General features: G+C 44.0%; 21 protein-coding genes. 5 read left to right on the forward strand and 16 right to left on the reverse strand.

The window, feature by feature from the left end:
• Window positions 1-133: 133 nt before the first annotated feature.
• The 8 genes from M9194_RS17960 to M9194_RS17995 all read right to left on the reverse strand — a co-directional run bounded on the left by M9194_RS17960 (window position 134) and on the right by M9194_RS17995 (window position 10,936).
• On the reverse strand, window positions 134-859 hold the full coding sequence (locus tag M9194_RS17960; RefSeq protein WP_250614072.1) for a glutamine amidotransferase-related protein: 726 nt from the start codon (window positions 857-859) through the stop codon (window positions 134-136).
• On the reverse strand, window positions 856-2,016 hold the full coding sequence (locus tag M9194_RS17965; protein WP_250614073.1) for an iron-containing alcohol dehydrogenase: 1,161 nt from the start codon (window positions 2,014-2,016) through the stop codon (window positions 856-858). Before M9194_RS17965 ends, M9194_RS17960 begins: the two co-directional genes overlap by 4 nt.
• Window positions 2,017-2,046: 30 nt before the next feature.
• Window positions 2,047-3,435, reverse strand: coding sequence for an aldehyde dehydrogenase family protein (locus tag M9194_RS17970; RefSeq protein WP_250614074.1), 1,389 nt, complete (start codon window positions 3,433-3,435; stop codon window positions 2,047-2,049).
• An 11-nt stretch (window positions 3,436-3,446) separates the two neighbouring features.
• Window positions 3,447-4,511, reverse strand: a complete 1,065-nt coding sequence (locus M9194_RS17975) for a glutamine synthetase family protein (protein ID WP_250614075.1) — start codon at window positions 4,509-4,511, stop codon at window positions 3,447-3,449.
• Window positions 4,512-4,535: 24 nt separating this feature from the next.
• Window positions 4,536-4,814 (reverse strand): hypothetical protein, encoded by a 279-nt coding sequence (locus tag M9194_RS17980; RefSeq protein WP_250614076.1) that lies wholly within the window; start codon window positions 4,812-4,814, stop codon window positions 4,536-4,538.
• 285 nt (window positions 4,815-5,099) lie between these two features.
• The gene (locus M9194_RS17985; protein ID WP_250614077.1) at window positions 5,100-6,056 is read right to left on the reverse strand and encodes a LysR family transcriptional regulator; all 957 of its coding nucleotides are present in this window, start codon (window positions 6,054-6,056) and stop codon (window positions 5,100-5,102) included.
• Between the two features lie 352 nt (window positions 6,057-6,408).
• Window positions 6,409-9,492, reverse strand: coding sequence for an efflux RND transporter permease subunit (locus M9194_RS17990; protein WP_250614078.1), 3,084 nt, complete (start codon window positions 9,490-9,492; stop codon window positions 6,409-6,411).
• Window positions 9,479-10,936: an efflux RND transporter periplasmic adaptor subunit gene (locus M9194_RS17995; protein WP_250614079.1), complete on the reverse strand. Its 1,458-nt coding sequence runs from the start codon at window positions 10,934-10,936 to the stop codon at window positions 9,479-9,481. Before M9194_RS17995 ends, M9194_RS17990 begins: the two co-directional genes overlap by 14 nt.
• Window positions 10,937-11,599: 663 nt before the next feature.
• On the opposite strand from M9194_RS17995, the gene M9194_RS18000 reads away from it, so the two are divergent.
• Entirely contained in the window at window positions 11,600-13,708 is a 2,109-nt protein-coding gene (locus M9194_RS18000; protein ID WP_250614080.1) for an FUSC family membrane protein, read from the forward strand.
• A gap of 3 nt (window positions 13,709-13,711) precedes the next feature.
• Here the strand turns inward: M9194_RS18000 and M9194_RS18005 are convergent, their stop codons facing one another.
• Both M9194_RS18005 and M9194_RS18010 read right to left on the reverse strand, forming a co-directional pair.
• Entirely contained in the window at window positions 13,712-15,472 is a 1,761-nt protein-coding gene (locus M9194_RS18005) for a two-component system response regulator (protein WP_250614081.1), read from the reverse strand.
• Between the two features lie 5 nt (window positions 15,473-15,477).
• Window positions 15,478-16,233, reverse strand: a complete 756-nt coding sequence (locus M9194_RS18010) for a sensor histidine kinase (RefSeq protein ID WP_250614082.1) — start codon at window positions 16,231-16,233, stop codon at window positions 15,478-15,480.
• Window positions 16,234-16,474: 241 nt separating this feature from the next.
• Here M9194_RS18010 and M9194_RS18015 point away from each other — a divergent pair, with 241 nt between their 5' ends.
• The 4 genes from M9194_RS18015 to M9194_RS18030 are packed head-to-tail and all read left to right on the forward strand — an operon-like array spanning window position 16,475 to window position 21,306.
• Window positions 16,475-17,965 carry a sensor histidine kinase gene (locus tag M9194_RS18015; protein WP_250614083.1) on the forward strand — a complete coding sequence of 497 codons (1,491 nt, stop codon included), beginning with the start codon at window positions 16,475-16,477 and terminating at the stop codon, window positions 17,963-17,965.
• A gap of 5 nt (window positions 17,966-17,970) precedes the next feature.
• Window positions 17,971-18,423 carry a response regulator gene (locus tag M9194_RS18020; RefSeq protein WP_250614084.1) on the forward strand — a complete coding sequence of 151 codons (453 nt, stop codon included), beginning with the start codon at window positions 17,971-17,973 and terminating at the stop codon, window positions 18,421-18,423.
• A 4-nt stretch (window positions 18,424-18,427) separates the two neighbouring features.
• Window positions 18,428-20,857, forward strand: a complete 2,430-nt coding sequence (locus tag M9194_RS18025; RefSeq protein ID WP_250614085.1) for an ATP-binding protein — start codon at window positions 18,428-18,430, stop codon at window positions 20,855-20,857.
• Between the two features lie 5 nt (window positions 20,858-20,862).
• Window positions 20,863-21,306: a response regulator gene (locus M9194_RS18030; protein WP_250614086.1), complete on the forward strand. Its 444-nt coding sequence runs from the start codon at window positions 20,863-20,865 to the stop codon at window positions 21,304-21,306.
• A gap of 83 nt (window positions 21,307-21,389) precedes the next feature.
• On the opposite strand, the gene M9194_RS18035 is transcribed toward M9194_RS18030, so the two are convergent.
• From M9194_RS18035 to M9194_RS18060, 6 genes are all read right to left on the reverse strand, one after another.
• Complete coding sequence (locus tag M9194_RS18035) at window positions 21,390-22,187, reverse strand: PhzF family phenazine biosynthesis protein (RefSeq protein ID WP_250614087.1); 798 nt, start codon at window positions 22,185-22,187, stop codon at window positions 21,390-21,392.
• A gap of 9 nt (window positions 22,188-22,196) precedes the next feature.
• Window positions 22,197-22,652: a GNAT family N-acetyltransferase gene (locus tag M9194_RS18040; RefSeq protein ID WP_250614088.1), complete on the reverse strand. Its 456-nt coding sequence runs from the start codon at window positions 22,650-22,652 to the stop codon at window positions 22,197-22,199.
• Between the two features lie 42 nt (window positions 22,653-22,694).
• A complete protein-coding gene (locus M9194_RS18045; protein WP_250614089.1) occupies window positions 22,695-22,997 on the reverse strand; it encodes a DUF6559 family protein in 303 nt (100 codons plus the stop codon).
• Window positions 22,998-23,145: 148 nt separating this feature from the next.
• Window positions 23,146-23,925, reverse strand: a complete 780-nt coding sequence (locus tag M9194_RS18050) for a hypothetical protein (protein WP_250614090.1) — start codon at window positions 23,923-23,925, stop codon at window positions 23,146-23,148.
• A gap of 28 nt (window positions 23,926-23,953) precedes the next feature.
• Complete coding sequence (locus tag M9194_RS18055) at window positions 23,954-24,406, reverse strand: SycD/LcrH family type III secretion system chaperone (protein ID WP_250614091.1); 453 nt, start codon at window positions 24,404-24,406, stop codon at window positions 23,954-23,956.
• Between the two features lie 115 nt (window positions 24,407-24,521).
• Window positions 24,522-25,577 carry a hypothetical protein gene (locus M9194_RS18060; protein ID WP_250614092.1) on the reverse strand — a complete coding sequence of 352 codons (1,056 nt, stop codon included), beginning with the start codon at window positions 25,575-25,577 and terminating at the stop codon, window positions 24,522-24,524.
• Between the last annotated feature and the right edge of the window lie 49 nt (window positions 25,578-25,626).

The raw sequence follows: 25,626 nt of genomic DNA on the forward strand, positions 1-25,626 counted from the left end.
ACGTCATTCTCTACTTAATTCATTCATAATCATAGCGATAAACCTAAGATTGCATTCATGCTACGCTTACCAGCCGCTATATGATTAACGGCGGCTAGACCCAAACGAATAAATGTGACTTATACCCATACATCTATTGCGAACTATTCAAAAAACTGACCATGGTATGTTTTATTTCCTTTCTATTTACATGCAGTGATAATGACTCCATACCCTTTTGGAAAGCACTCTCACCAATACTATCTCTACGATGGTTCATTAGATCTTCGGAAAAAGCCTTATCAAATTCTGGATGTCCCTGTATCCCCAAAAAGTGCTGATCAATTAATATTATTGAATTAGGACAAAAGTCATTGGTTGCCAACACCTTAGTGTTACAGGGTAACTCAACAACTTGATCTTGGTGGCTGACAATCAAAGATAGTTGCCCGGATGATTGAACATTGGTATAGAACCAACGTGGCTGTTCGAGCACTTGATTAATGGCAACACCCGCTCCCCACCCTTTTGGAGATTTTACCACCTTACCGCCCAACGCCTGAGCAATAAGTTGATGCCCAAAACAGATACCTATTGTTTTGATTTCAGCGTCAAACACCTGGCGAATAAAGTCACTAAGTTCGACGATCCATTCATCCTGATCATACACACTGAATTTCGAACCAGAGATCACGTAGCCTTCACATTCACATACGCTTTGAGGCAAGTGTTTGTCGACCGCATTATAAAATACCAACTCAAACTCATTTTTCTTTCCAGAGTCAATTTCGAATAAAGATTCAAACATATCCGAATACTGGCCATGCTTTTCTCTTAGCTCAGGGGCAACGTCATCACACAACAATACGCCTATCTTCATAGTTTCCCCTCTAACGCGTTGATATAAATCTCACTGTACTGCTTCGCATTAAACAAAATTGGATTGCCTGAAGCACTAGGGTCAATAACAGACATAGTGCCAATTAAGTCTGCTTGGTTACCATTTAGATCGATGTCGGACAATGTATGAGGAATATTGAGAGTGCGCCTAATCTCCAATACCCATTGTAGAAGCGAATCAAATGAGTGCTCATTTAGCCCCAACATCCGAGCAAGATTGGTCATTTTGCTGTCAATGGCTTCTCGGTTAGCAACCAATACATAAGGCATTAATATGGCATTGAGTAAGCCGTGATGTTTGTTAAAAAGTGCCCCTAACGAATGCGCCAGTGCATGCATAGCCCCCAAGCCTTTTTGGAATGCGGTTGCCCCCATCATAGACGCCACCAACATATGAGTTCTTGCTTCTATGTTGTTACCGTCACTATAGGCTAAGGGCAGATTTTCTTTAATCAATTGAATAGCCTGCACGGCAATACCCTCTGCCATGGGGTGGTAACTAGAGCTGCAGTACGCCTCCAAATTGTGTGAGAGCGCATCCATCCCGGTTGCAGCAGTAAGGTTTGCCGGAAGGCCAAGGGTGAGAAGTGGATCTAACAACACTTTTTCAGGCAACATTTTCGGGTGGAAGATAATACGTTTAACTCGCTCTTGGGTATCAGTAATAACAGAAGCACGACCGACCTCAGAGCCTGTTCCTGCTGTTGTGGGGATCGCAATCACTGGAGCAACACCATCACTGTCAGCTTTCGTCCAGTTATCACCGATATCCTCAAATGCCCATAATGAGTGCTGTTGACCAGCCATCAATGCAATCGCTTTTGCGACGTCTAAACTAGAGCCGCCCCCAAGCGCAATCACTCCGTCAAATTGCTCTTTTTGAAACTGACTTACACCACGAGCAACGTCTTCGCCGGTGGGATTGCCAGCAAATTCACTAAATACGCTACATCGTATGTGACTTTCTTGACAACGTGACACGATAGCTTGGGTGCTTGGCAATGACACAATGCCGGAATCCACAACAATCAACGCACTTTTAATACCGATCTGATGACATTCTTTATCAAGGCTATTCGCACAACCTTCCCCAACAGTAATCGAGGTTGGATAATTCCAATGAGTAAAATTGGACATAGTTATTCTCCTAGTATTCAACAACGATCGTTACGGGTGTTTGACATGAAATGACTTCAACTGAGTAAATGCCTCAAAGCCAAATTTGGACAAGGTGTGGCCTCGACCAGATTGTTTAACGCCTGTCCACGCTAGAGCAGGATCTAAGTAGTCACATCGGTTGACAAAGAACGTACCGGTTTGAAGCTCTCTTCCTAGTTCTACCGCTTTATCAATATCCGTCGTGAATATAGAAGCCGTTAAGCCAAATTCACTGTCGTTCATGAGCATCATCGCTTGCTCATCACTTTCAACCGACATAATGCCAACCACAGGACCAAACGATTCCTCTGTCATGACTTTCATCGAGTGATCAACGCCCGTCAGCAATTGTGGGGCAAGATATACACCATGGTTCGAATTGGCTTCATACCAAGCTGGATCGATGTGACTACGAGCACCTTGCTCTAGCGCTTGCTTGATTTGATCACGCACCAAGCCTGCCGATTTCTCATTCACAACGGGACCTAGGGTCGTATCCATATCCGTTGGATCACCTAGCTGATACTGCTTAACTAACTCAACCGCTCTTGAGACAAAATCTTGATAAATCGAATGATGAACGTAGATTCTTTCTATCGCACAACAAGATTGACCCGAATTGAAAAAAGCACCATCGATCACTGTCTCAACCGCGTGATCCAAATCCGCATCAGCACGTACATAAGCAGGATCTTTCCCGCCTAGCTCCAGCCCGACACCAATAAACCGACCGGATGCAAATTCTTCTATCGACTGCCCCGCTTTCACAGAGCCCGTAAACGCCACATGATTGACATCACCAGAACGTATAACGCTCTCTGCCATCGAATGGCTTAGGTGTAAATACTGGAATACACCTTCAGGTAAACCTGCCTGTATGAAGGCTTCAACCAATCGCTCAGCACACAGCGGCGTCTGGGCCGAATGTTTAATAATCACGCTGTTTCCAGCAAGTAATGCAGGTATAACGGAGTTAATGGCGGTTAAATAAGGGTAGTTCCAAGGCGCTACGACAAACACAACACCAATTGGCTCTTTTTCTATAAAACGGGTGAACCCTGGTTTGTCTTCAACGGTTGCAGGGCTAAGAGCGGCATCACTCGCGTGAATCATATACTCCCCGCGCTCTAGCACACCCATAATTTCATTTTTTGCGTATCTGATTGGCCGCCCCATTTGCCAACATATTTCTAAACCAAGCGATTCTTGGTTTTCTCTTAGCCACTCCAATGCGCGTTGGCAAACTCGTTGGCGCTCTTGTAAACTTTGCTTCGACCAAGATCGTTGTGCGGTGCGAGCTTGAATTAAAACCGAATTAACTTGAGCTTCAGTCGCAAGCTCTCTAGTTACATATTCCTTGCCATCAACAGGAGAAATTGTTTTTTGTAGTATTGCCATGACAGATTGCCTCAGATAATTTCAAAGTACCGTTCCATTTCCCAATCGGTTACATGCTTTCTAAACTCCCTTTCCTCCCATTCGCGAGTTGCCGCAAAATGATTGACAAACTCTTCCCCAAGCAGCGTATTGGCCGCACATGATGATTTCAGGCGCTGCGCAGCGTCCCATAATGTTGAAGGAAGGTGAAGCGATGCATCTTGCTCTTGATCATAAGCATTGCCTTTCACAGGCTCAGTGGGTTGAAGTTTATTGATGATGCCATGTAAACCTGATGCAACGGCGGCAGCAAGTGCTAAATAAGGGTTTGCGTCCGCTGCCCCTAAACGATACTCAACACGTTGTGATTTGCTACTACCAGGAATGACACGTAACGCCGTGGTACGGTTTTCAATACCCCAAGTCGATGCCGTCGGAGCCCAATACCCGGGTACCATGCGTGTATAACTATTTATGGTTGGAGCTATCATGCTTAAAAATTCAGGCATCAGCTGCTGCTGCCCAGCGACAAAATGCTGCTGAATAGGACTCATGTTGTGGGCTTGGTCTTCTGCATAAAATGCTGATTGCCCAGCCTTGTTTTGCAAAGAAACATGAATGTGGCCGCTTTGGCCAGGAAAATCCCCGGACCACTTCGCCATAAAGGTTGCGAGTTTACCGTGTTTTTGAGCCCATACTTTTAAAAAGGTTTTGAAAAGCGCCGCTTTATCTGCAGCGACCAGTGCCTCATCAACAGAAATCGCCGCTTCAATCACCCCTGATCCTGTTTCCGTGTGCAAGCCCTCAATTGGAAAGTCCATGTCTTCGCCCATTTTCAACATCGACTCATATAACTCAGAGTGTACGCTGTTGCGAATAACAGAATAACCGAACCAATCCGGCGTGAACGGCTCTAAATTTTTATATCCTTTCTCTCGAATGCTATGAGGGGTTTCGTTAAATAGAAAAAATTCATACTCTAGGGCAGCAGACACGTTATAACCAAGCGCGTCCGCTTGCGCTAATACTCGACGTAGCACCCCTCGTGGACAGATAGCTTCTGCATCTCCTGTAAATTCACCGAGAAACAGTAGCATTCCCTCTTCATCATAAATATCGCGTCATGTCTCAGGTAAGATTCTAACTGGTGCATCTGGATATCCCGTGTGCCAACCAGTGTAAGAGACATTGTCATACAACTGGTCTTTTACATCCCATCCCAACACCACATCACAAAACGAAAAACCATGTTTTAATGCGGATTCAAACTTAGCCTTAGACATATATTTGCCGCGCATCACACCATCAATGTCAAAAATTCCGACTTTAACGTGTGATAACCCTCTTTCTTCGATGATCGCTAAAGCATCGCTGATCGTCTTTACATCCTTGGCCTGCATTGCCACCTCTCATTTCATCAATATCAAGGAATGCTGTTTTTAGACTTAACCCGAACAGCAGTTTAAATTAATGTAACAAATGTAAAGTTAAATCAGTAAATTAGCATCAATTTATCAACAAAACTCTAAGACAATAGTCGGATTTATGATGTGTGGCAGATAAATGGTGTATCAGAAGAGAAAAAGTTCGGTGTGACTGACAGAGAGAAAGATAACCTTAGTTTCATATAAACGAAAGCCGCGCCTGGGGCCGATCCCCTAAGCGCGGCTTTCCAATAAAAAGCTTTAGCCTATCTGAACATGATCAGAAAGCCATGGCAGCTCTCTTTCCAACTTTGGCATAAACTTATCACGAATGATCTGCTGGCTATTTTGGCTCATGCACAGTGGCAGGTTGTCGAGTTCGTTTTGACGACTATAGAGCGACAGCTCTCTAAATATCTGCTCACCACTTGGCAATGCCAAACAAGTCAGTTCCTCTCTCGGAATACCACTTTGTAACAAACAAAGCGGTGTCGTAATCGTCCAGCCCAGCCCAGCTGCAACACAAGACAGCACTGATTGGGTATTATCTAGTTTGACTTTTGTCGGCGCGTCAATGCGGCAACGTTCAATGTAATTTTCTACTGTCTGACCAATGAAAGAATCGTCGTCATATCTGACTAAGTCCAACTCTTTACTGATTTGCTCGAGTGTTAAATCCCGCCCTTCATAATTTTTCGGCAATACAATTAAAAAAGGCTCTTTTACTATTGGAAATCGAGATAAATACTCGTGGTGAGCTGAAGAGTCATCAGAAATCACGATATCAACGTTTCGTTGAATAAGGGACTCTCGCTCAAGATGTGAGATATCTGTACTAATTGTCCAGCTTTCTGAGTGATGACGAATAAGTTTGACCAATGGTGTCGAAAGGTGGTTTGCTAATGAGCCAACCATTGCCACTCGCAATGAGTGTATTTTCTCAAACTTGTCCTGAGTCACTACTTGACGGACATCTTTGGCTTTCTTAATTAGGTTAATGGATTGCTCATAAAAATATCTCCCTGCTATGGTTAACCCAGCAGGTCGAACACTTCTATCGAGCAGTTGAGCATCGAGGTTTCTCTCAAGGTTCGCTAGGGTTTGCGAGACTGACGATTGAGTCAAGCCAAGCTGCTTTGCCGCCATGGTCATGTTTCCGGTTTGTGCGGTCACAATGAACACTTCTAACGTTTTTAAATCAAATCCGAGTTCTTTCACAGTTCCTTATCTCTCTTTTTTTTATTTAAGGAAAAATCTATAGCCAAACTATCTAGGGCCTATTGACCCGAAGCTTTTTGAAAATTAATTTTCAAAAAATGAACATACAAGGTATTAATGCAGCCCTAACTATGTGTAACATATGTAGAGCTAGAGCAAATCATAACCTTGCAATCACTTCTCTGAATTGCATATTCAAATCGCTTACGTAGGTAGATTTACTCATGCCAATACTTATCAGTCAAGTATATCGGCTTATTAATAATTCTATCTTGTGCTAATAACCTAATTTGTTGAAAAAAAGCCACTCTTTAGAGCGGCTTTTTTATAATTTTCAATCAGTTAGTTAGCCTTATTTCTTTGAGCGCCTTAACTGTTTTAGCTGAAAAATGATGTCTTGTTCTCTCAGTTTTGCCATCGCCACATAAGCAACAGGTACCAAAAATAGTGAGAACAAAGTTCCTAAAATGAGACCACCGACCAATACCAAACCGATATTGATCCGTCCAACCGATCCAGGGCCAACAGCCAATGCCAAAGGTAAAGAACCAATGATCATGGTGAGTGACGTCATCAAAATAGGCCTTAATCGCGATTTCGCGCTTTCAATCGCTGCATCTAGAGCACTTAGTCCTTCATTAAGTTGCTGCTTATTGGCAAATTCGACCAGTAATATACCGTGCTTGGTCACTAGACCAACTAAGGTTAACAACCCAATTTTGGAATAAATATTAAGGCTCTGACCAAATATATTCAGAGTCAATATCGCACCTACTAAACACAAGGGTACCGTTAACAAAATGATTAGTGGGTCTACAAAGCTCTCAAATTGAGCCGCTAAGATAAGGAAGATAAAGACAATTGCCATACCAAACAGTAACTGCATACCTGCCGATGAATCTTGCAACTCCTTCACAACGCCATTGAACTGATAAGACTCACCTTTTTGCAATAACTCAGGTACATGTGTATTTACAAAATGCTCTACGTCACTGGCACTATAGCCCGGTAACAGGTCGGCAGTGATCTCAGCGTTATCAAGTCCCATGAATGTCTTAATATGTGATTCAGCAGTCACTTGCTTGATCGTGACAAACTGTGACAAAGGTAGCTGTTGACCAGATTTAGACATCACATACAACTTGTTCAACACGTTGAAGTCACCTAAATCTTTCCGATTTACCTGTACACGAATCGGATAAGTGTAGCCGTCCTTCATTTTGATATAGGCCGCTCGGTCTGATCCCAAGAAGGTAGACAACGCACTGGTTACGTCAGCATAGTCAACACCAGACATCACCACGGCATTTTGATCAATTGATAAGTCAAACCTGAGCAAATCTCTCAGCATCGAGTTCTTAACATTCGAGACACCTGGGTAGTCATTGAGCGCTTTCACCACTTTTTGCGCCGTACTACCTAATGCTTTCAAATCATTATTCGTAGTCGTGAGCTCCAGTTTTAACCCGGTCGGCAAGTTTAGGTTGTCAGCAGAACGAACCGACATCGATACGCCATAAGCCGATACAGTCGACTTCGCCTTCTTCATCAAACGTCTTATGATGTCTTCGATATCTTGTTTACGATCATTCCATGGCTTCAAAATAATATGGTTTTCTGGCGTTCCCTCGATGTATGACAAATTGGCTTCAATCGCAGGATCGCCTTTAAACACACTATTGAGTTGGGCATTATTGTGTAAATGATAAGCACGCCCCACCCCTGTTGGCGACGTTGTGGAGACAACGATAAATCCAGTGTCTTCTGTAGGTAGAAGGACTTTTGGCATAAACCACGCGCCTACCGCTGACACAAGAATAAGCACGACTGAAATTCCGAGAAGCCAAAGCTTTTTCTCAAACGCAAGCTTCAATAAGCGCACGTACTTTTCCGTTAAAATTTCAATTTTCGCTTCGACCCATTCAAACCACCCCGGAGCTTTAGCCACCGGTTTTAGCAAATGGGCACTCATCATGGGCGACAATGTTAAGGCGACAAACCCCGAGATAATCACCGCTGCTGCAAGCGTGAAGGCAAATTGGTGGAAAAGGTCCGCCGTCAGACCAGACATCAATCCAATTGGCAAAAATACCGCAGCCAAGGTAAAGGTCATGGCAATCACAGGAAAGACAATTTCTCGACTACCTTGAATAGCCGCTTGCAGCGGTTTTTGGCCTTGCTCTATATGCCGGTAACAGTTTTCCACCACAACAATGGCGTCATCAACTACCAGGCCAATAGCCAGAATAATCGCTAAGATCGTCAACACGTTAATGCTAAACCCGAGCGCAGACATCACCGCGAATACACCAATGACGCAGACTGGGATGGTAATTAATGGGATGGTCGCAACACGAAATGAACCAAGGAATAAAACAACGACTGCGGAGACCAAAACAATCGCTTCAAGCAATGTTTTAAAGCCTTCATCTATCGACGCTTTAATAAAGTTGGCTTGGTTATAGACCATCTTCATCTGAATCGTGTCTGGCACATCCATCTTCGCCATTGCTTTTTTAACTCTTTCAGCAACAACGACTGGGTTGGCACTTTTCAATGGCAAGGTTTGAATGGACATCCCAAGCTTACCATTCACACGCAGGATGGAAGGCGTTAAGCTCGACTCTCCCATGACAACATTTGCCACATCACCCACTCGAACAATCTTGCCATTGTCATCGCGTATCACTAGGTCACGCACACCGTCGACACTGTCTACCGGGTTCACCGGGTTAATAGAAAAGTCGCGTGCTTGTCCTTTGATGGTACCAGCGGTAAACGTCGCATTGTATTTGCTTAGGGTGCTCACTACATCAGTAGCACTAATACCAAGTGCCGCCATCTTGTCTGGCTCTAGCCAAACACGAAGCGCCTTACTACTCCCACCATAAGGCCCCCAGACCGCACCCACTCCTTGGATGTGCTGAAATTGTGGGATAAGTTGCTGACTGATGAAATCGTACATTTGCTGCTTGGTGATATCACCTTTCGCCACGAACGTAATAATGTTACTTGGCAGAGCCGTCTGTGAAGAATCATCCGTCACAACGGGCTTGTCGATCATACTGGCAGGGAAATCAGTGATCGATGCAACTTTACTGCGCAGGTTGTTCATCAAACTGGCGTATTCTACGTCTGACACATTGTCATCAAAATACACCTCAAGAGTACAACTGCCTTCTCTGCAGTCAGTGTTCATGCTTTTGACTGAGCTCAGTCCCGTTGCAGCGGATATCAATTTGTCCGCCACGTTGTCAGACATGAACTCGGCACTGGCTCCCTGAATGTCCGCCGTCACCGTAGCGTTCGGCGCTCTGTGATCAGGGAAATATTGAATGGGCAAGTTACGTAGTGCCATCGCCCCCAAAAGCACAATGGCAATACTGATTACACTGGCAAAGACAGGATGCTTAATGCAAATCTCAGGCAGCTTCATTGGTTAGGTCCTTTTTAGTCTGTGGCTGGCTGACTTTTATTACGTCCTTTTTCACTTCTACTGGTGTTACGACTGGCTTTGTTACCGTAGTAACATGTGGCTTAGTTTGGCTGGCTTTAACACTCGTATCTGGTGTACTAACTGGCTTCACTTGATTGGTCTTAATCACCGGTTGTTGTTTCTTTTGTTCATCAGCACTTTTGCTTTCTGGTGCTTTAGGCTTGGACTCTTTTTGTGCAGACTGAACTGGTTTCTTCTTCTCAACAACCGTTTTACTTACTTCAGGGGCTTGAGTTGGTGGAGTATTCACCAGCACTGGTTTTTTATTCGAACTTGCATCAACTGGAGGCGTGAGATGTTTCTCAGTAGAGACACTAGATTGCTGGGTAGGATGATCATAATCCATCACACCCTGAACCTTAACGACAGAATCGGCTTTTAGGTTTTGCTGTCCAGACGCTACAACTTTATCACCCACTTTTAGGCCTTGCTTAATGATGACATAGCCATCGTTAGTGTTCTCACCTAACGTAACCGGTTGTTGTTCCACACCAGTGCCTGTATACAGCCATACGTATCTTTGGTCGCCGTTCACGATAACCGCATTTTGTGACACGATTGGGTAGGTAAGCTTTACATCTGAATACTGTGTTACGTTGGCAAACATGCCTGGCACCAGCAACTTGTCCATGTTTTTAATGCTTGCGTGAACCTCGATACGGCCTGACTGAGGATCAACTTGAGGCGCGATATAATTCACGTGCCCTGTAAACGTTTTATCTTTGAAAGCATCAACCTGAACGGTCACTTTTTGGTTAATCTTAGCTTCGCCTAACTCTTTCTGGCCAATCGAGTAATTAACTTGAACCGGATCGCTCTTAATGATTGAAACCACCACATTTGAGCTATCTAATCGACTGCCAACGGAGTAATTGAAACTCGTGAGTCGACCATCAAACGGAGCAATAAGTTGATAGTTTTGCAGATCCGCTTTCTTTTGTTCCACACTCACTTTGGCTAAGTTAGTTTGCAGTTTTTGGTTCTCGATATCCTGCTTCGAAATCGAGTCCGGCTGCTTTTTCACTAAAGCGAGCATACGAGTTAACTTAGACTGATCAATGGCATATTGAGTCTCAGCTTTATCGAGTTCACCCTTTGCTTGAGTATTGTCTAATTCCGCTATGAGATCGCCCTTCTTGACGTAAGCGCCATCTTTAAAAAATTTGGCTTTCAACTTGTCAGACGCACTAAACGTCAACGCCGTCGAATCAACAGGAATAATTTTTCCTACTTCTTCTAACTTATCGGTAAACTCTCGGTTCTCGACAACCTGAATTTTAATTGGTATCGCGGTAGGTTGCGGGGCATCGTCCGCCCAAGACAAGGGAGCAACTAGGAAAGGGATTCCTAATACAACCAATAAGGATTTTAGTTTGAAATTCATGACAACACTCTATTCGGGGCAATTCCAGACGCTATAGTAGTCATATACTGTCCACAATCGTTAATATATTGTCATTTCTATGTGCATTTCTTCTCAATTCGCCAGTTTTTTAAGCCATAAAATTGAGAGGAACTGGGTTGTTTAACGAATTTCAACTATCATTATTGGATTAACTTCACAAAAGTTAGCCGATTAATCATCGTGTTAGAGTAAATAACCTACAATTCTATCGTTAATTAGAAAAGTCAGCATTAAAGTAGCGTAAATAGCCATTAAGTACAGCTAAAAATTGATCAAAGGCAAACTTTACAATAAAAATGTTAATTTTTGTGCCCATTTCAATGCTTGATTTGGTTAGATTTATATCTTTAACGCAGTATTAAGCCTTTATTTTTCGATACTCCTAGTTCATATAAATTTTCCCTAAGCCAAACACTTCTATAGCACTATTGACATTATTCTGATTTAACTTGATGATAGAAAGCCACTTCTTCCTCCTTACAATACATCGGGCACAATCAGGTCAACTCGGCTGAAGCTCGCATCTTTCGATTACTCGAATATACTTGTATTAACTAAGCAGGTGTTGTGGCCAAGCATCTAAACGTCGGTCAAATTTCATCATTTGCGACAAAGATTTCATTGGTTACTAAAGGAACTTAAATGCTTAGTCGTTTCATCTCATCTCCTTATCAGCAATCGCTTGATGTTTTCCATAAATTCAAACTGCTAAACGGTCCAAACTTTAACTACGGCGTGAAATCCGGGCTGTCATTTGTTTTCTTATTGTTTGGCGGCTTCTTACTGCATGAAACCTTATTAGGTTTAACGGCAGCACTAGGTGTCGTTGGCATCATCATCAGCGGTGCGGACGAACCAAAAAAACATTTTTGGTTGGCTGGTGCAATCAACTGCCTACATTTTTTCATCGCCCCTGTTGTCCTTCTAGTCGTTACTGAACTTCACGTTCCATACCTATGGACAATAAGCCTGTTCACTTTTCTGTTTGCAATGTACTCTGCCTTTGGTATCACAGGCGGCAGGCTGGGTGTCGCAACTCTGCTTCTTGTTATCTTGACTCGCCCTGCTGATAACTTCTCAGAAGTTTGGATAACACCAGCGTTGTATGCGTTAGGCGCATTTGTACACATAATTATCTGCCGTACATGGCATGGAATATGGCCGTACAAGGCCCTGAGAGAAAATCTTGCTGCCTATTACTTCAGACTGTCCGAATACGTCACATTAAAGTCTAGCCTGATGACCACGGAGCCTTTTGACAATCGTGCCTTGCTGCCGCTTCAACAATCATTAACTAGCTTACTGTTAGAAGGTGAAAAACTGGTCAAGTCGTTCAGCGCAACCAACAACCAAGAATTAAAGCAGCTGCGTGATCTTTATTTCCTTGGTAAGGAGCTTCATGAGCTGTTTAGCTCCACCACTCATGCTCCTGATAAGCTTTACCCGATTTTTCAGGACAGCAACGTTAAACCTGTGTTTACTGCCTTAATGGACTCTTACGCAAAGCAGCTAAAAGAAGTGGGTGAAGCCACGCTGCATCACCACACTCCCGAGCATACTCTCAACAGCAAAGGCATACTCGATTTACGTGTGAAACTTTATCTTACTACCGGTGACAGCTCAGACCTCGTAAAGCTCGCTGATGAACATTTTAGCAATCTGACCGCACGACTAACTAACCTCAAACCCTCGTATCAGCACGAAGTTGATTTTGCGCCTCAAGTTCATTGGTTCGACAAGCTAAAAAGTAGCCTTTCTTGGCAATCAGTCGTACTAAGACACGCACTTCGATTTACTGCCGCCATTGCAGTTGGCTATGGTATCGGCCAGTTCTTCCAATTTGAGAACAGCTATTGGATATTAATGACCATTACGATTGTGATGCAAAGTGACTATGTTTCCACACGTGCCAAAGCCATGAATAGGGTGTTAGGTACCATTATCGGGCTTGCGCTTGCTTACGTGATACTGTCGTTATCCCCTGCCAGCTGGGTATTGTTACTGCTCATTTGTTTGATTGTTCCAGTCTTTTTCTCGTTCATCAAAAGTAACTACTCTATCGCAGTAATAGGAATTACAATTTTTGTTATCAGCGAGTTTCAAATGCTCGCCCACTCAGGGCTAAATGCCATTACTCCGAGACTTTGGGACACTTTAATAGCATGCGCTATCGCCGTAATTGCAAACATGGTGTTGTGGCCGCAGTGGAATACTAATCGCCTCAAACAGCAAATTGGCCAGACACTATCAAATTTTGATGCTTTCCTTGAAACACTGCTAAATCGATATTCTGTTGAAGGTGAATCTGATAACGCTATACTTGAGTCGAGACGAGTCGCTGCTTATCAAGCACAACACGAATTGATTAACCGATACCAACAAGCCCTGAGGGAGCCGCTGCATAGTGAGCGATACCTTGAGCACGTGAAGTTAATTCGCCAGCATACTCACACCTTTTTAAATCACACAACCAATCTCTCTCTATTTGCCAAGAAAAACATCGTGCTTCCCGACGATTTATTGCAGGACTTTCTAAAGATTGAACGTGCGGTATTCCAGGCGTGCTATCAATTACTTGAAGGTAAAGAAGTCAGTTGGCCTGCTCCCTTGGTCGAAGCTTCATTTATGAATCAAACCCAACTGTGCGATGTAAAACAAAAACAAGTCGCTCATCAATTTATTACCACGATGCAAGTAATGGGACAAATCTTTGAGGACTTGAAAAGTATTCGTGAGAAAAATGAGCGCTAAGATTTACTTCCACTGATAAAAAGAAATCGTTTCATGTACGGGCATCGCTTGGGAGATTAAATATCCCTGAACAAAATCACATCCAAGCTCAATGGCTTTATCGCGCTCTTCTTGTCTCTCGATACCTTCAGCCACCACAGTCATATCGAGGCGGTGCGCCATTTCCACAATACCCGCAACCAAGGCTTGATTGCGGGTATTGCTGTCTATATGGCTAATCAGAACTCGATCTAGTTTAAGCGTATCGAACGGCAGTTCAAGCAAGTGGGTGATGGAAGAAAATCCTGTCCCAAAGTCGTCCAATGAAATTTGGATGCCATGATTACGCAGATAAACAAACTGCTCTTTGCATTTTTGGATATTTTGAACAATTTGTCTTTCGGTTAGTTCCAAACATATGCAGTGAGTAGGCAAATTCAGTTCTTTTAGCCATTTAAGAAAGAGGGTACAAAATTGATCGTCGGCGAGCTGGGCGGCACTCACATTAATGGCCACTTTTTCAACTTTGAGACCCCGAGTCTCCGCGGATGAAAACAATGCCCGGACATAAGCGAGCACCGCTAAGGTAATGTCATTGATAGCAGGCGTATTTTCAGCAACCGGAATAAAGTCACCAGGGCTAACCACTCCAAGCTCTTTCGAATACCAACGAACAAGTGCTTCCAAATAGATTTTACTGCTGTCCCTTCGATTAATTACCGGTTGGAATCGAGCCGTCAACTCATTGTCCTCAAACGCGTTACTCAAACAGCTTTCGACCTTTTGAGTGTATGACAGCTCGCTAGAGAGCTTATCGGCATAGTAACACGTTAGGGAATGGCGATGTTTTTTTGCTTCGTACATCGCTTTGTCTGCTTGTTTGAGTAACCTGTCTAAATTCGTTTCATCCGGGTAGAAGGAGATCCCCACAGAAGCGGAAATAATGATTTTGTGCAAGCCAATTTCAAATGGGGATTTGAACTGTTGGGTGATCCTCTGAATTAAAGGCGTTACCTCCTCTTTTTCGTCGATCACATCGGTGATAAGGACAAATTCGTCTCCCCCCAGTCTGGCAAAAAAGTCGGAGTCGCGCACCACCTGACTAATGCGATCTACCACCTGCTGTAAGAGCTTATCTCCTGTTAAGTGGCCATACGTGTCATTCACTTTTTTAAAGCCATTCAAGTCAAAATACAACAAGCCGACTTTTTTATCATGTCGTTGCGCCCGATGCAGTATGCGCGGAGCCACATCATGAAAATAGGCACGATTCGGCAGGCCAGTCAAGGAGTCATGTTTGGCTTGCGTATCCAACTCGACATTTTTCTCCGCCGCATCATTGAGAGCATCTTGAAGTTTTCTTTCAATGTTTTTGCGCTCTTTGGCATAGTGCAAGCTTCTCTCTAGAATATCAGGCGTGACTTGTTTTTTGGTCAGGTAATCTTGCGCACCATGTTGAAGAGAATGAATGGCCGTATTCAAATCTTCATTCCCGGTGAGAACGACAATAGGCAGCGTGGGGTATTGCTCACGGAGCTGAATGATGTTGTCCACACCCGAGCGATCAGGGAGATCCATATCTAGAATTAGTGCCTGCACGTCATGCTCACCCAATACTTGGGAAATTTTATCGAACCTGTCCACACACACAGTGGCACATTGCCCATTAAACGCTTGATGGATCATCTCGGTAAAGATTTCGGCATCAGCAGGGTTATCTTCTGCCATCAAAAACATCCGCTGTGCTTGATGCGTGCCTGCCTCTTGTGTGTTTTCTCCTAACATAGCGGTTATCCCGATTCCAAGATGTCTTTATTCGCGCTGGTATTATCGTTGACTGGTTGAATATAAATGACTTGTAAACCACCTAACGGAGCGGTTTGAAAACGTAAGTTTGCCCCATTCAGTTGGGCAATGTAATGACAGTAGGTGAGCCCCATCCCCATCCCTGGAGTAGACGACTGAGTCGACAACCGTTTAAAGGGTCTCACCAAATCAGGTATGTGTTTCGCATCCACGCCCAATCCATTGTCTTGGACAGACATGGCCACCGCAGAGCCCTGTCGTTCACACTGTACGTCTAGCCGGATTCGGTGCGCGGACGTTTTGGGGTGATAGAGCAGTGCGTTACTTATCAAGCAGGAAAACAGGGTATGCCAATGGACTTGATGACCGTGAATGTCCGGCCAATTGGCATTGGTTGTCAGTTCAACATCACAAAGCTCGATATGTAGGTGCTGTATTTGTGACTTTACGGTATGGTCAAACATTGCTTTGAGATCCAATGGTCGAACGTTGTCAGAGGGAGAGCTCAAACGCGCCATCGTGGTTAAGCTTGACAACATCGTTTGGATTTTCTGCCCCCCATCTCGAATATGTGAGAGCCAATGGTGATGCTTGTGCTCCAACTTGAGGTTGTCATTGGATTGAATCAGTAGATTAGAAAACTCCACCGCATGCCGAGCAGGCGCTCCCATATCGTGACAGAGCCCATAAATGAGTTGCTCAACAAAAGTAGCTTCGATGGTTTTGTTAGTGGTTTCCATGAAATCATCCAATCTGTGCTTCTTTATCTGTCTTTTTTACAATATGCAACTAGTATTCTATTAAGAAACTACTCTACGAGCATAGCAAACATTTTGGATTTCACACGTTATTGTCATTTTTCATAGTTACAAAATGACGGGAGGATGCGACGTACAACATTACATTTGTTACGCGTTGTACATCCGCACTCATTTTCAATGATGGCAACGTTGAAGAAGAGACGATGCTTAAGGTCATGCCATGATAAATGTAGAACAGACATCACCACAAGTTCACTACGATAAACCCTGGGTGGTTCGTAATTCAAAGGCTTGCAGTGTATCGCTTTTTGTCGGTTTGCTCGGCTTGATGTTTGATTTGAGTACGCCATTGGGTGTGGCCGCAGGGGCGAGTTATGTGTTGTTCGTATTATCGGCATTCAACTACAAAGAAGTGAGCGTTGCTTTTGTTTTTGCAGGCATTGCAAGTGCGCTAACGCTAAAAGGGTATCTGTTCATTGATAATGTTCAAGTGTCATCTGAATGGATCGTCCAAGTGAACCGGTTATTGTCCATCCTAGCACTGTGGGTCGTGGCGTTAGTGGTGTACCACCAAAAGGTACTAGAGCGTAAAAACGAAGAGAAATCGCTAAAATTGCAAGCCGTTACGAATACGGTGCTGGACGGCATCATCACCATAGATTCCCAAGGGATCATTCAAAGTTTCAACCCATCCGCCGAGCGCATTTTTGGCTATTCGGCTCAAGAAGTCATCGGAAAAAACGTCAAATGCCTGATGCCTCAACCCTATCACTCAGAGCACGATGCGTACTTGTCGAACTATCAACACACTCGGCAAAGAAAAGTGATTGGTATTGGCCGCCAGGTCAAAGCATGCCGAAAAGATGGCTCAATTTTTCCCATTGAATTAGGTGTCAACGAGATGAAGACGCAAGGGCAAAGTTTGTATGTGGGCACTATTCGAGACATCACAGAGCATGTAGAAGCGGAAAAAGCCATCAACTCCTACATTGCACAGTTGACCAGAAGTAATCAAGAGCTCGATGATTTTGCTTATATTGCTTCACATGATTTAAAAGAGCCATTGAGGGGACTGAGTAATAACACCTTGTTTTTGGAAGAGGACTACGATGACTTGATAGACAAGTCAGGGAAGCAACGACTTGCGCGGATGCGATATTTATGTGGACGTCTTGAGTCGCTCATTGATGATTTACATTACTACTCTCGTTTAGGTCGACAAGAGCTGGCCGTACAAGAGACCGATTTGAATATGGTGATCCAAGATATCGTGATGCTAATAGATAGCAGTATGAAAGAAGCCAACGCCGAAGTGATTATCCCCCAGTCCTTACCACGCATATGCTGTGACTTGCCAAGGATCACTGAAGTCTTTCGTAACCTCATCACCAATGCCATTAAATATAACGACAAAGAAACAAAACTCATTGAAATTGGCTACAGCCATCGAGCCCAAGTGGACAGTGAGCAATTTAAAGAGCGTCCAACCTTTTACGTCAAAGACAATGGGATTGGGATTAAAGAGGCCTTTTACACCGATGTGTTTCGCATGTTCAAGCGATTAAACAGTGAGGACGATGGTGTGAAAGGCTCCGGCGTTGGACTCACCTTTGTGAAAAAAATCATTGAGCGTCATGGCGGAGCAATATGGTTGGAATCTGAAGTGGGTGTGGGTAGCACCTTTTATTTTACTCTCGATATTAAGGATTGAATAGTATGGCCGATATGTCCCACATTTTGTTAGTGGAAGATAATCAAGATGACTATGAGGCAGCAGTGCGTAGTCTCAAGAAAAATCATTTTATGAACCCGGTACAGTGGTGCAAAGATGGTCAAGACGCCTTGGATTATTTATATAAAACTGGCCCCTATACCCACAATCCCGATGTGAAGCGGCCAGATTTAATCCTGCTTGATCTGAATATGCCCGGCGTCGACGGCCGCAGAGTGTTGCAGCGCGTAAAAGATGACCCTGATAAGCGCTCGATACCCATCGTTATTTTGACCACCTCCCGTGATTCAAAAGACGTTGAGCAATGCTATGACATGGGGGCCAGTACCTATATCCAAAAACCACTAGATTTCGATGGACTCACCGAGGCCATCAGAACCATGAAAGATTACTGGTTTGGGCTGGCTATTTTGCCCCCTCACCCTAAACAGGAATAGACGCATGGATATCAGCGAAGACATACTGAGTGCCAGCTATAATGGGGAGAGCACCTCGCTCCCTAGTGTCAACATTCTGCTTGTTGACGACAGTCAAGACGATCGAGAGCTCATCAGACGGCGACTCGATAAGGTCGAAGACACGCAATACCATATCGTAGAAAGTGCATCCGGCGCACATATTATTGAACTTCTGTCTGCCCATCGGCCACACTGTGTCTTGCTGGATTATTCGATGCCTGGTGAAGATGGGCTTCAGGTACTTAATAAGATCACGGAGCACGCTCCCTTTACCCCCGTGATACTCTTTAGCGGTCAAGGCAGCGAAAGGGTTGCTGTCGCGGCAATCAAAGCAGGTGCGTTTCACTATCTGAGAAAGTCTGAGTTAACGTCCGAACTGTTATGCATCACCATTGAGCAGGGCATGAGGAAAAAACAGCTAGAGCATACCTTGTTCGAACAAAACCAAGAGATTGCCCGACATCAAAATGCGTTAATCGAAAGCAAGGAGCGCTATGACAAAGTCGCCCAAGCCACAGGCATTGTGGTGTGGGAATACGATATTGACCAAGCAATCTTTTATGTGGATAAACAGCTTTACATTTTGCTCGGTTGGCCTTACGCCCAAGATTCGCTTTCACTGCATGCCTGGCAATCTCTTGTTCATCCTGACGATACATGGATATATCAAACTCACTGGGATAACTGCCTAGTGGGCGAATTGGCCCATTGTGAGGCCACAATTCGGCTACGTTGCTTTGACAACACTTACTGTTGGGTTCGTATGACGGGTAATGTGACCTTACGAGGAAAGCGAGGTGAGCCGTTGAAGATAGCGGGACTGCTCGAAGATGTCAGTGCGAAAAAGCAAGAAGAACTGGCATTAAACGATTTCTATGCCTTGACCTTAAATAGCCAATTGTCCCACTCAGATAAAGTGAATCAATTACTCAAGCTCGGAGTACAGTATTTTGGGTTAGATATTGGACTGATTAGCCACATAGAAGAAGACTGCTATCAGGTCCTGCATTGTGAGCCTGAAGGTTATATTACGTCTGGTCAGTTCTTCGGCTATGAAGAGACGTATTGCTCTTATGTGTTTGGCTCAAGTGAGGTAAAAGCCTGGCACGATGCCGCTAGCTGTGATATGTCCGCTCATCCTTGGTTTCAGAAGCAGGAGTTAAGTTGCTATATCGGTACGACCGTATTGGTCAATGGTGAGCCATATGGCACCTTAAGTTTTTTGAAAAAATCTCCTCGCCAGTCGGTTTTCACTGAACAAGAAAAAATGTTGCTGAGGTTAATGGCTCAATGGCTCGGCTCTGAAATCACGCGCCAACACAACTTAAATGCCTTGCAAGAATCCAAAGACTTCTTAAGCCTCATGCAAGAAAGCATTCCCGACTACATATTCGTTAAAGACGAAACCTATCGGATTGTTCAAGCCAACGAAGCGTTTCTCAGTCTCTACCCTGACGACATTAGGGACACAGTTATCGGCAGTACAACCATTGAGTCATACAGCGAAGATGAAGCTAGAGAGTTTCTAGCCAATGATCGTCAAGCGCTGCAAGTGGGTTACTCAGAGGTTGAAGAAACCATCCGATTCCCAAATGAAGCCACACGCATTTTGCAAACCAAGAAGGTTCGATTTACCGCGAGCAATGGCAAGCGATTCATTCTAGGCATAGCGAGAGACATCACCGAAATTAAACAATCCCATGTTGAGGTTCTGCGTTCAAACCAAGAGCTCGAACGTTTTGCCTATATTGTGTCTCATGATCTGCAAGAGCCGCTTAGAATGGTCGCCAATTTTACCGAGTTATTAGAAAAACATTACTCTGATGAATTCGATGAACGAGGGCTGGAGTTTATGGGCTACATTGTTGGCGGTGCGTCTCGAATGCAGGAGCTGGTCAAAAGTTTGCTTACCTATGCAAGAGTTGGCCATTCCGCAGAAAATATCGAATCGGTTGATCTGAACAATTTGAAAGAAACTATCGAAAGCAATTTGTTCGAAAGCATTAAACAAACCAACGCCATCATCGAATGGCCAGCCTCGATGCCGACGATCACTGCAACGCCAGCTCGCATGCTGTCCGTATTTCAGAATCTTATCGGGAACGCCATCAAATACCGCAAATCCTTTACTACGCCTCATATCATTATTTCGGTAGATCGACAACTCGATAACTGGGTGTTCTGTATCAAAGACAATGGCATCGGCATGAAACAAGAATATAGCCATAAGATATTTGAGCCCTTCAAGCGTTTGTGTCGAAAGGAAGAATACGCTGGCACGGGAATGGGGCTAGCCATCTGCCGACAAGTGATTGAAGAGCTTGGAGGCCGGATTTGGGTGACAACCAGCTTAGGTCAAGGCAGCTTGTTTTACTTTAGTGTCCCCCAACCAAAACACAAGAGAAAGGAATAGTAAAAATGAATAGTAAAAATATGAGACCCATAGAAATTGTGTTGGTGGAAGATAACCCAGGTGACATTGTGTTAACCCAAGAGGCGTTCTCCGAAGCTAAAGTATTGAACAACCTCAAAGTGCTCCGAGACGGAGAAGAGGCGCTGGCTTACCTGAATAAAGAAGGACAATATCAGGACATGAAGAAGCCAGATCTGATATTTTTAGATCTCAACCTACCGAAAGTAGACGGCCGTGAAGTTTTGGAGTTCATGAAATCATCCGAGCATCTGAAAGACCTGCCCGTTGTCGTGCTGACGGGCTCGGATGCCGATCATGACATTCTTAAAGCGTACGATCTCAATGTGAATAGTTACATGGTTAAGCCACTGAACTTAGAGCAGTTTGTTAATGTTATCAATTCAGTGGAAAGCTTTGGCTTTTCTGTGGTGTCGACGTCGGACGGTTGATGTGAATACAATAATAAAACTTAGCTCAAACTGTCTGCCTTGAGTATACAGACGAGTTTGAGCTTCTAGAGATAATATCTTGATTAGCAGCTCATCACACCTTCAAGGGTAGTGATCGCTGTACCCACTATTTTCAAGCGATTTGTGGGCAGCACTTCAAGTTGTAGTTGCCCACCTCGTTGCGATGCTTGGTAGGCATTGAGCCTTGTTTGCCCGGTTTGGTTTTTCCAGTAGACCGATAAACCACAATGGGCTGAACCAGTGACAGGATCTTCATTGATGCCTACCCACGGCGCGAAATATCGAGCAATATAATCGAGCTCGGGCGAAACTGACCTTGAGGTGACAGCAATGCCCCGGCCTTCACATTTTAACAGCGCGCTAAAATCGGGGGCTAAAGCGCGCAGAGCAGCTTCCTCGACTTCTATAATCAATTTTTCCTCAAAACGGACAATGTGATTAACCTGATCGCCAGACAAGCTTAAAGCGGTAAGTAAGCTCTTATCATATTCGCATTCATAATCGAGAGCCGGAGCTGGAAAATCCATTTGTATATCGTGTTCCGCGATTTCGACCCGTAAAGGCCCAGAAAGCGTATTAAACGTACAAGACTCCCCTACCTGCAGCATGCCTAGCTCTTTCATTATGTGTGCGGTTGCCAGCGTTCCATGACCACATAGTTTCACTTCGGTTTCCGGGGTAAACCACTTAAGTACATTGCCATCTAAGGACAAAAATGCCGTTTCCGATACCGCCATTTCTTGAGCGATAGCCAACATCATGGACTCATCAAGCGCTTTTTCAGTAATACACACACCAGCAGGGTTGCCAGTAAAGGGTTTGCTTGCAAACGAGTCAACTTGATAAATATTAAGTTTCACAGAGTACTCCTAGCGATAAACAGCGACTGAACGGGACATTAATAAAAAGTGTTGTTCTCTATGTTTTACTTTATATCCCAACCGTTTATAAAATGAAATGGCAACCTTATCTTGTTTAAAACAACTCAAAGTGACACCGTCACTTTCATGCAGCCTGGCTAACGAATGTAACTGATTCATTGCATGTGTTCCATAGCCTTGCTGTTGAAATTTCGGAAAAAGGACTAGGTAGTGCAGGTGCATATTGTTAGCATGAAATCGATAACACACCAGCCCTATCCTCTCTGACTTAACCTGTATCCACCGAAACCATTCGCTCTGGTAACTACGTTTGAATCGCGCTTGTTGAAAATCTTCATCCCAGCCAAACGCCTTCTCAATTTGAGCAACAGTGCCAACTTTGACGGCCTCATAGACTTGAGGCATTTCTGAGGGCGGAACCTGTTTGAAATTAAGCTCAATCATAACGAACCCAAAGCATACTCTTAACCACCGTTAACCTCAGAACTAAGGATAACGACTCAAGCTTTTTGGTAATCGTGACTTTTTTGACAAGTAGCGCTTTAAACCCTGTTGTCGAAATGACGCAGAGCGCTCGTCATCCGAGCAAAAAATAGCGTAAGCAAGCTCTCGATACTTGTCGCTAATTTTCGTTCGACTGAGCGCATAATCCACGTCTTCGTAGCTGTAGACCTCTTTTTCACCATTAATTTTTAACCAAGGCGTTAATTTAGAGGCGATTTGCTTCGTTTTGCGTTCTAAATACCATTGATTAAACCGTTCCCTGAATGTCATATTATGAGTAGACATGCTTCCCTACTTTTTTTGATCTTTACTTTTTAATGATATACCCAAGTTTATAGCATTGTTGCTATAAATAGATAGCTAGAAACTTGCTCAAATGTGTAAGCGATTTTATTCGGAAAGCATGACACTATGCCCTTACATATGCTTTTACTCAAGCATCGAGCTGAGGACTATCGATTGACGGAATCAAATCATGTAGCATCTGATCGAGCCTGCCCTCCATCACTTTAATGTCGGTTTCCAACTCCTGCTTTTTATCATCAGATTTAGTATCAATAGTGTTGTAAGCGCTCCAAACTTGAGAAGCGGAAATTTTGGCGGAAGATAATCCACTCATCACTGACGTTGCACTTCCACTCAACGACGCTGCGGGTGCAAAAAACCCAGTCCAAATCGTCGCTAGGGTCAACGATAGCCGACTAAGGACAGATACGTTACGTCCCCACGTTTGCGCTGTTTCTTCACTTGCTCCAAGGTGGGTTGCAAGCAAATGGACAACATTGGCTAGCGCGTCCCCTTCCATAGACAGACCATCTCCTCCATTGGCCTTACTACGCCAATCATAAAGAGCACAACTCACATCAGCGACAGATAACAGAAAATTCGCACTGGCCAGCGCAACCAAAGGAATTCCGGTGCCGCCGGTTAAAATGGTTGCTGCAATGGCGAGCCCCAGCGCGACGGTTGCTATTCCCAATGAAACCATCTTCCCGACAAACTCTTTCTTTGCCAAATCGACGCCAAGTTTTTTGGCTTCAATAATTGAAAATTCAGCCTTATCAAGAGCCTCATTCGCCTGCTTTTGCAAAGGTACAACTGAACTCGCCACTCTTGGGGATGGTAACGACAGATCGTCGTATTCCGTCTGTGTACCTCGATGTTCCCTATGTGGCGCTGGAATGTGAGTAGCGCTTATGTCTATTTGTGTCATGTTTACCTCCCATTACGTGGTTTACAACCTAAAGAGTGGATAAAAGACGATTGGCCATATTCCTTATCTGAGTATGTTTAGGATCTGAATAGCTCTGCTGTATTGCAGTTTGTAAGGCATCTCTCGCAGAGACTGTTTCTCTGAGTTCAATAAGGCATTGAGCAATTCGATACGAAGCCGTGGGATCGCAGGAATCCATAAAAAGCGCGAGTCCAAAAAAACTCAACGCTTCTCGATATTGCTTCATGTTTTGTAGGGTAGAACCTAGAGCGATATAAAAACGTCTGTCCCAGGGGTTATGAATCACTAGATAGCTGAAATCGTCTAGCGCTCTGGTGTAGTCACCTTGTTGGTAGTAGTCAAAACCTCGAGAGTAGATATTTTCTAGCTCTTGGGCCGAGATATCTCTCATTTCCGCCAGTGTTTTACCTTGCTCGAGTACCTGCTGACAAAAACGGCTTAGCTCTTCGACATTACTCATAACGTCCCCTCCATGAGGAATCCTGTACAAATAATGACCAAATCACTATGTTTTTTCTATCAATAAAAGTATCAAGTTTTGATAAAAATCCAGCTGAGGTTAACTAACAACCCGATTAGGTTTTGTCAGAAGAAAATCGTTCTCGAACAAGAGAAGATCGGGTGGTTAAGTCATTGGCATGGGGTAACCGCTGTGCTTTATGCCCATTTGCTCCATGGCTTACTCCGGCTCCGTGGTAACCAGTTACAACAGGATTTGTAAAGCCATCATCAACGAGCGATTTACTCAGAGACTGAGCAAAAGGCTGGCGTTCCATAACTTTACGGCCAAGATGTAAAAAACCCGATCTCTTATATTTGGGTTCTGATGCTTTTTTTAAGTCATCTGGTGAAAAGGAAGCAGGTTCGCGCGTATCTGCGCTGTAACAAGCCGCAACACGAAAATCTCGAAAGCCCTTTGGAAGGCCACCCTCTTGAAACTGTTTAGAAAGCAATTTAGAACTTATAATCGCTTTCTTATCAGCGAGATCTTGAGTACCACTTAATATATCCTTGCCCGCCCCCCCATGACCAAGCACGTACAATTTATCGAGCTTCGAAGTAAGCTTAGAAAGCTCTAAACCATTCTCATTGCTTCGTATTTCCATTTGCTTCAAGATAGTAGCCGAGCGAATAACCTTTCTTGATGTTTCCATGAGCCGGTCAAACTTAGCACTGCCGTACTGCTCTCTCACGACTTCACCACATAATCTTTCAAGCTGATCATCCGGCATATCTCTTAACTGAGGGTCCGTTTTCGCTTTAAGCTTTAGAGCCTCAATTTTTTCAGACACTTCATTGATAAAATTTATTGCATGAGTTGGGTTGTAAGTTTCACTGAGTCGCTTATCGTGTAGATGACTTTCTAGCTCCGCTTTTTTTTCATCGTTTACCGCAATTACTGGCAGCATCGGCTTACCATTATCAAACCTAATCTCATTTTTTCCAAGTGCTTGATCAATGATGTCTGGGGCGGAAAAAGGGGCATAGAGAACCGTTTGGCCTGACGAAGGGCCTTCATGATAAGTATTACGAACACCTGTTACACCATCAGTGCTTTGACGACTGTTGGAACTTTCTCCGACCGTCTCTGATATTTTCATCGAGCCCGTTGAACTTGTTAAATTATGCACGTTTACACCTCTATTAAGCTAAAGCGTATTACCGTAAATAAGTTTCATA

It is taken from the genome of Vibrio sinus (assembly GCF_023634645.1).
GTDB lineage: Bacteria > Pseudomonadota > Gammaproteobacteria > Enterobacterales > Vibrionaceae > Vibrio > Vibrio sinus.